This window comes from Streptococcus dentiloxodontae (assembly GCF_053206925.1).
Genome location: NZ_JBRUHR010000033.1, coordinates 1 through 6,443, shown reverse-complemented (window position 1 = coordinate 6,443; position 6,443 = coordinate 1). Strand labels below are relative to the sequence as shown.

The following is a 6,443-nucleotide window of genomic DNA, read 5'->3' as shown; positions in this document are numbered from 1 at the left end:
AGTCTTTCTAATGTGAGTTTGGTCGCTTTTCATTATAAGTCATATGGGACTTTTTTTCATACCCTCAAAAAGCCCTATAATATCTGAATGAGATTTACCCACTACAGATATTATAGAGCCTAAATTTTTAAAAGCTGGGACAAAAGAACTCAGCTTTTTTAGAATATTTACGTCTGATACAGGCTTCAGAAATGATTTCCAATGTGCTTGAAACATGGTATAATGGAAAGTATATGATGTTTAGAAAAGATGCAAGGGAGACGAGCATGGAAGAACTGAAAAAGATTGCTGGTGTTAGAGCCGCTCAATACGTTAAAGATGGCATGATTGTAGGACTGGGAACGGGTTCGACAGCTTATTATTTTGTAGAGGAAATTGGGCGTCGTGTTCAAGAAGAAGGCCTGCAAGTGACTGGCGTGACAACATCAAGTCGGACAACTACTCAGGCTGAAGGTCTGGGCATTCCACTCAAGGCAGTTGATGATATTGACAGCATTGATGTGACGGTTGACGGTGCAGACGAGGTTGATCCAGATTTCAATGGTATCAAGGGTGGCGGCGGAGCCCTTCTCATGGAAAAAATCGTAGCCACACCAACCAAAGAATACATCTGGGTAGTTGACGAAAGTAAGATGGTGGATAAACTCGGTGCTTTTAAACTGCCTGTTGAAGTAGTGCAATACGGTGCAGAGCGCATTTTCCGTGAATTTGCTGCCAAAGGCTACAAACCTTCTTTCCGTGAGTATGATGGTGTCCGTTTTGTGACAGATATGAAAAATTTCATCATTGACCTTGACCTCGGTGTTATTGAAAATCCTGTTGCTTTTGGCAAGGAACTCAAAGCTATGACAGGTATCGTTGAACATGGTCTTTTTAACGGTATGGTGGATAAAGTCATTGTCGCTGGTAAAGATGGCGTTCAAGTTTTGGAAAAATAACAGTTAGAGGTCGTGGGTGCTAAAATCACCCTTAGAAAGAAAAATATGTCTAAATTTAATCGTATTCATCTTGTTGTTTTAGATTCAGTTGGAATTGGTGCAGCACCCGACGCCAATGATTTCAATAATGCTGGCGTGCCAGACGGGGCTTCTGATACTCTGGGACATATCTCAAAAACGGTCGGGCTGCATGTGCCTAATATGGCTAAAATCGGTCTGGGAAATATCCCACGCCAAACACCTTTGAAAACGGTAGCTGCTGAGAGTCATCCAAGCGGTTATGCTACAAAATTGGAAGAAGTATCAAACGGTAAGGATACTATGACTGGCCACTGGGAAATTATGGGGCTCAATATTACAGAGCCATTTGATACCTTTTGGAATGGTTTTCCTGAAGAATTGATTCAAAGGATTGAAGAATTTTCAGGCCGCAAAGTTATTCGTGAAGCTAACAAACCTTATTCAGGAACAGCTGTTATTGATGATTTTGGTTCGCGTCAAATGGAGACAGGTGAGCTGATTATCTACACTTCAGCTGACCCAGTTTTGCAAATCGCGGCTCACGAAGATGTTATTCCTTTGGAGGAGCTTTATAAAATCTGTGAATATGCTCGCTCCATTACACTAGAACGTCCAACTCTTTTGGGGCGTATCATTGCCCGTCCTTATGTCGGCCAGCCGGGCAATTTCACGCGGACAGCCAACCGTCACGATTATGCGGTGTCACCATTTGCACCGACTGTGTTAAATAAACTGGCTGATGCTGGTGTGGCAACTTATGCTGTCGGCAAAATCAATGACATTTTCAATGGTTCAGGTATCACCAATGACATGGGACATAATAAATCCAACAGTCACGGTGTGGACACCTTGATTAAGACCATGGGCTTGCCTGAGTTCACTTACGGTTTCTCGTTTACCAACTTGGTTGATTTTGACGCTCTTTATGGTCATCGCCGCAATGCACATGGCTATCGTGATTGCCTACATGAATTTGATGAACGTTTACCAGAGATTATAGCAGCGATGAATGAAGATGATCTTCTTTTGATTACCGCTGATCACGGTAATGACCCAACCTATGCCGGAACGGATCATACCCGTGAATATGTACCGCTTTTAGCTTACAGCCCAGCCTTTAAGGGCAGCGGCACTATCTCAGTTGGACATTATGCTGATATTTCAGCAACCATTGCAGATAACTTTGGTGTTGCTACCGCTATGATTGGGGAAAGCTTCTTGGATAAGTTAGTATAAGATGAAAATTTACGTTCTGCTTTTAAGAGGTATCAATGTCGGCGGTAAAAACAAAGTGGTTATGAGCGAGCTTCGTCAGCTGGTGACAGATATGGGATTTTCAAATGTCAAAACCTATATCAACAGCGGCAATCTTTTCTTTCAATCAGAAGAGCCTCGCTTTGATATCATTGCTCAGTTTGAGCAGCTGTTTGCAGAATATTATCCTTTTATCCAGTATTTTGCACTCTTTTCCCAAGAGGAATATGAGAAAGATTATAAGGATCTGCCTGATTGGTGGCATCGAGATTTAGCGCGAAAAGATGTTCTCTTTTTTACAGAAAAGATGGATAAAGAAAAGGTTGTTGAGCGTATCACGTCCTTTTCGCTGAGAGATGAAGTAGTCCATTTTGGCGAATTGGGCATCTATTGGGGCAAGTATACTGAAAGCGAATATCTGAAAACAAGTTACCACAAACAGTTGATAAAAGAGGATTTTTACCGTCAGGTAACCATTCGAAATAGCAAGACAGCTGAAAAGATTTTGGAGTTAATAAAAGCATAATAAATGGGTTTTCCTGTTATGCTAAAGTTAGGGAGGACTACTACTGTGAGAACAGAAGCTATTTTGTCTGAAGATAGAAAATATCGTTACATATTATTGCGTGAATAGGATGCTCAATTACCTAAATTGCTGTTTATCGGATTAAATCCATCAACCGCTGATGAAACAGTTGATGGCCCAACCATTCGTCGATGTATTAGTTTTGGTAAATCATGGGGATATGGGGGATTATACATGACTAATCTTTTTGCTTATCGTAGTACAGATCCGATTAATCTATGGGCAGTTGATGACCCCATTGGTGATGATAATGATTATTATATTTTAAATTATGCTGAGATATCAGATGAAATTGTTGCCTGTTGGGGAAATTCTGGTTTTTATCAACACAGATCCAAAGAAATATCAAATTTGTTAGAGGAAATCTATTGTTTTGGACAAAATAAAAGCGGTGAGCCTGAGCACCCGCTTTATCTAAAAAAGATACCTCACTTGTTAAATATAAATAAAGGAAAAAACTATGTCATTACTGGAAAAAATCAGAGTAACCCAAGCTTTTTTAGAAAGCAAGGGGATTGAAAAACCTGAATTTGGACTTATTTTGGGTTCAGGACTCGGTGAATTAGCTGAGGAAATTGAAGATGCTGTTGTTATTGACTATGCTGATATCCCTAATTGGGGACAGTCAACGGTTGTCGGGCACGCTGGAAAGCTGGTTTACGGCAAGCTATCTGGTCGTATAGTGCTGGCTCTGCAAGGCCGTTTTCATTTTTATGAAGGCAATCCGCTTGAAGTGGTAACATTTCCAATCCGTGTTATGAAGGCACTGGGCTGTGAAGGGCTTATTGTGACCAATGCAGCTGGAGGAATTAGTTTCGGCCCCGGAACGCTCATGCTCATCAATGATCATATTAATCTGACAGGACAAAATCCTTTGATTGGTGAAAATTTAGATGAATTTGGAGCACGTTTTCCTGATATGTCGCATGCTTATACACCAATTTATCGTGAAACTGCGCATGCGGTTGCTCAAAAATTGGATGTCAAATTGGATGAGGGTGTCTATATCGGAGTGACGGGACCTTCTTACGAAACACCAGCGGAAATTCGTGCTTTCAAAACATTGGGAGCAGATGCAGTCGGTATGTCAACTGTTCCAGAGGTTATCGTTGCAGCGCATTCGGGATTGAAGGTCTTGGGAATTTCTGCTATTACTAACCACGCAGCTGGCTTCCAATCAGAACTAAAACATGAAGAAGTAGTAGAAGTAACCAACCAAATTAAAGAAAACTTTAAAGAGTTGGTAAAAGCTGTTCTTGCCAAATTGTAAGATAGAAAGTGTGTTATAATGAGGGTTCATTTTATCATTCATGAAGTTTTTGAAGCTCCTGGAGCATATCTGGCTTGGGCTGCCATGAAGGGACATGAAATCGGTATCACGAAAGTTTATCAATATGAAAAACTGCCTCAAGCAGCTGATTTCGACATGTTGATTGTTATGGGCGGACCGCAGAGTCCATCATCTACCAAGTCAGACTTTCCTTATTATGATGCTCAAGCAGAAATAGCATTCATTCAAAAAGCGGTGGAAGCAGGTAAGTATGTTATCGGTGCTTGCCTTGGCGCTCAGCTGATTGGTCAGGCTTTTGGCGCTGCTTTTGAACACAGTCCTGAAAGGGAAATCGGGAACTTCCCAATTTATCTGACAGAAGCTGGCTTGGCAGATAAAAATCTTGCCCATTTTGGACAAGAGCTGACAGTTGGTCATTGGCACGGCGATATGCCTGGGCTGACAAAGGATGCTCAGGTTTTGGCAACTAGCCAAGGCTGTCCGCGTCAGATCATCAAATATGCAGATAAAGTCTATGCTTTTCAGTGTCATTTGGAATTTTCTAAAAGTTTGACAGCAGCGCTTTTAGCAGAAGAAGCGGATTATAATCAGCAAGCAGCGGAGCAGCAGTATTACCAGCCAGCTCAAACCATTTTGGATTGTGACTATGCTCAGATGAATCAGGCCTTGTTTGAATTCTTGGATAAATTCACTCAAATAGAAGGGACTTTATGAAAAATTTCGATACGACTATCTCTGTTTTTTAACAGCCTCGTTCAGTTTGCTAGTTAGCTTTATTTCAAGCAATCAAAGGATTATTTGGTTTACCATGGCTTGTTTTTCATCATCGGAGTGACACAAATCACAAATAAAAAGCAAGCGAGATAAATAATCCCATTAAGAAGGAAAACTTCAAAGCTATTTTGGCTGGGTTATAACATTCTTATGAAAGAAGGTAATCATATGAAAAATATGAATCCTAAAACATTACACTTACTAAGTGGGATTCTATCTTTCTTAGCTGGACTCATTTTTTTATTTCAAAATTCTTCAAGGATATTGGGAATTCTCTTTATCTGTCTTGGAGCGGGACAAACTGCGTTAGCTGTTGGAAAATCAAATGACGATAGTGGTGAGAACTAATCAGTTTGTTTGACTACAGAAAAATAATGTTCTGGTCATTTGCATCCCGTTAATCTATTAGAATAAGAGCGAGAACTTGTGCTCTTAAATTCTACAAAAAGGATAAGGCACTATATTTGGTTAAGCTGAATATAAACTGAGCCTTGTCTTAAACGAATAAAAACGAAAGAAAGGAAAGAGAAGAGTCATTTGACTTGAACTCGAGCGGAAAGCTCGGAAAATAGATAAACCGCAGGGAAATCGGGATTTCCCTGTACCTGCACATTAAAAAGAAAGGAAATGAACCCGCCCTAAAACCTTGTGAAAAAGACCGTCGATTCAGAAAATCAGGATTTTCTAATCGCCGCCTATTTTCAATTCGGTTTTTTGACGGGCTTGGTATCTTATATTATGTCTATTCATATTGGGGCCGAACAAGGCCAAATTGCTGATAAAATCTTACTTCCGGGCGATCCGCTTCGTGCTAAATTTATCGCGGAGAATTTTCTGGAAAATGCGGAATGCTTTAACGAAATTCGCGGTATGCTTGGCTTTACTGGAACTTATAAAGGTCATCACGTTTCTGTTATGGGTACGGGCATGGGTATGCCTTCGATTTCCATCTATGCGCGTGAACTCATTGTTGACTACGGCGTGAAAAAGCTGATTCGGGTCGGTACTGCGGGATCGATTGATCCAGATGTTCATGTCCGCGAATTGGTGCTGGCTCAAGCAGCAGCAACCAATTCCAACATTATCCGCAATGATTTCCCAGAGTATGATTTTCCGCAGATTGCTGATTTTAAGCTTTTGGATAAGGCCTATCATATCGCACAAGACTTGAAATTGACCACTCATGTCGGCAGTGTTTTGTCATCAGATGTTTTCTATTCAAACATGCCAGAGCGCAATATGAAACTGGGAACACTAGGCGTTAAAGCCATTGAAATGGAAGCGGCAGCCCTTTATTATCTGGCGGCACAGCATCATGTTCAAGCACTTGGCATTATGACCGTTTCTGACAGCCTTGTGCATCCAGAAGAGGACACGACCGCAGAAGAACGCCAAACAACCTTTACTGATATGATGAAGGTGGGGCTTGAAACTTTGATTGCTGATTAAAGTATTTCGGCTCTTTGTCAACTGTAGTGGGTGACTTATAACTAAGCACGAGAGAGAATCAGATTGGTTCTCTCTCTTTGCATGTTCAAAGCGATAAGAATTTTAGTTTTAAAGTTTTTGAAGTTTCGAA

At 40.8% G+C, this 6,443-nt stretch carries 8 protein-coding genes; all 8 read left to right on the top strand.

The features are described 5' to 3' along the window. Window positions 1–266: 266 nt before the first annotated feature. The 8 genes from rpiA (at window position 267) to deoD (ending at window position 6,313) form a co-directional block, all read left to right on the top strand. A complete protein-coding gene (rpiA, locus tag ACVRZ8_RS10675; RefSeq protein ID WP_447449309.1) occupies window positions 267–938 on the top strand; it encodes a ribose-5-phosphate isomerase RpiA in 672 nt (223 codons plus the stop codon). Between the two features lie 45 nt (window positions 939–983). Beyond that, the gene (locus ACVRZ8_RS10670) at window positions 984–2,195 is read left to right on the top strand and encodes a phosphopentomutase (protein ID WP_447449308.1); all 1,212 of its coding nucleotides are present in this window, start codon (window positions 984–986) and stop codon (window positions 2,193–2,195) included. 1 nt (window position 2,196) lies between these two features. Further along, window positions 2,197–2,739, top strand: a complete 543-nt coding sequence (locus tag ACVRZ8_RS10665) for a DUF1697 domain-containing protein (RefSeq protein WP_447449307.1) — start codon at window positions 2,197–2,199, stop codon at window positions 2,737–2,739. A gap of 126 nt (window positions 2,740–2,865) precedes the next feature. Next, on the top strand, window positions 2,866–3,318 hold the full coding sequence (locus ACVRZ8_RS10660) for a DUF1643 domain-containing protein (protein WP_447449306.1): 453 nt from the start codon (window positions 2,866–2,868) through the stop codon (window positions 3,316–3,318). Continuing rightward, complete coding sequence (locus ACVRZ8_RS10655) at window positions 3,260–4,069, top strand: purine-nucleoside phosphorylase (RefSeq protein WP_447449305.1); 810 nt, start codon at window positions 3,260–3,262, stop codon at window positions 4,067–4,069. Before ACVRZ8_RS10660 ends, ACVRZ8_RS10655 begins: the two co-directional genes overlap by 59 nt. An 18-nt stretch (window positions 4,070–4,087) precedes the next feature. Further along, window positions 4,088–4,804 carry a glutamine amidotransferase-related protein gene (locus ACVRZ8_RS10650; RefSeq protein WP_447449304.1) on the top strand — a complete coding sequence of 239 codons (717 nt, stop codon included), beginning with the start codon at window positions 4,088–4,090 and terminating at the stop codon, window positions 4,802–4,804. A 228-nt stretch (window positions 4,805–5,032) separates the two neighbouring features. Beyond that, window positions 5,033–5,212, top strand: coding sequence for a hypothetical protein (locus tag ACVRZ8_RS10645; RefSeq protein WP_447449303.1), 180 nt, complete (start codon window positions 5,033–5,035; stop codon window positions 5,210–5,212). A 390-nt stretch (window positions 5,213–5,602) separates the two neighbouring features. Next, entirely contained in the window at window positions 5,603–6,313 is a 711-nt protein-coding gene (gene deoD / locus ACVRZ8_RS10640; protein ID WP_447449310.1) for a purine-nucleoside phosphorylase, read from the top strand. The last annotated feature ends 130 nt before the right edge of the window (window positions 6,314–6,443 follow it).

What these genes read in the sequence shown, in the direction of transcription:
- rpiA (WP_447449309.1), top strand. Translation starts at nt 267, where the DNA reads ATGGAAGAACTGAAAAAGATTGCTGGTGTTAGAGCCGCTCAATACGTT.
- ACVRZ8_RS10670 (WP_447449308.1), top strand. Translation starts at nt 984, where the DNA reads ATGTCTAAATTTAATCGTATTCATCTTGTTGTTTTAGATTCAGTTGGA.
- deoD (WP_447449310.1), top strand. Translation starts at nt 5,603, where the DNA reads ATGTCTATTCATATTGGGGCCGAACAAGGCCAAATTGCTGATAAAATC.
- ACVRZ8_RS10655 (WP_447449305.1), top strand. Translation starts at nt 3,260, where the DNA reads ATGTCATTACTGGAAAAAATCAGAGTAACCCAAGCTTTTTTAGAAAGC.
- ACVRZ8_RS10665 (WP_447449307.1), top strand. Translation starts at nt 2,197, where the DNA reads ATGAAAATTTACGTTCTGCTTTTAAGAGGTATCAATGTCGGCGGTAAA.
- ACVRZ8_RS10645 (WP_447449303.1), top strand. Translation starts at nt 5,033, where the DNA reads ATGAAAAATATGAATCCTAAAACATTACACTTACTAAGTGGGATTCTA.
- ACVRZ8_RS10650 (WP_447449304.1), top strand. Translation starts at nt 4,088, where the DNA reads ATGAGGGTTCATTTTATCATTCATGAAGTTTTTGAAGCTCCTGGAGCA.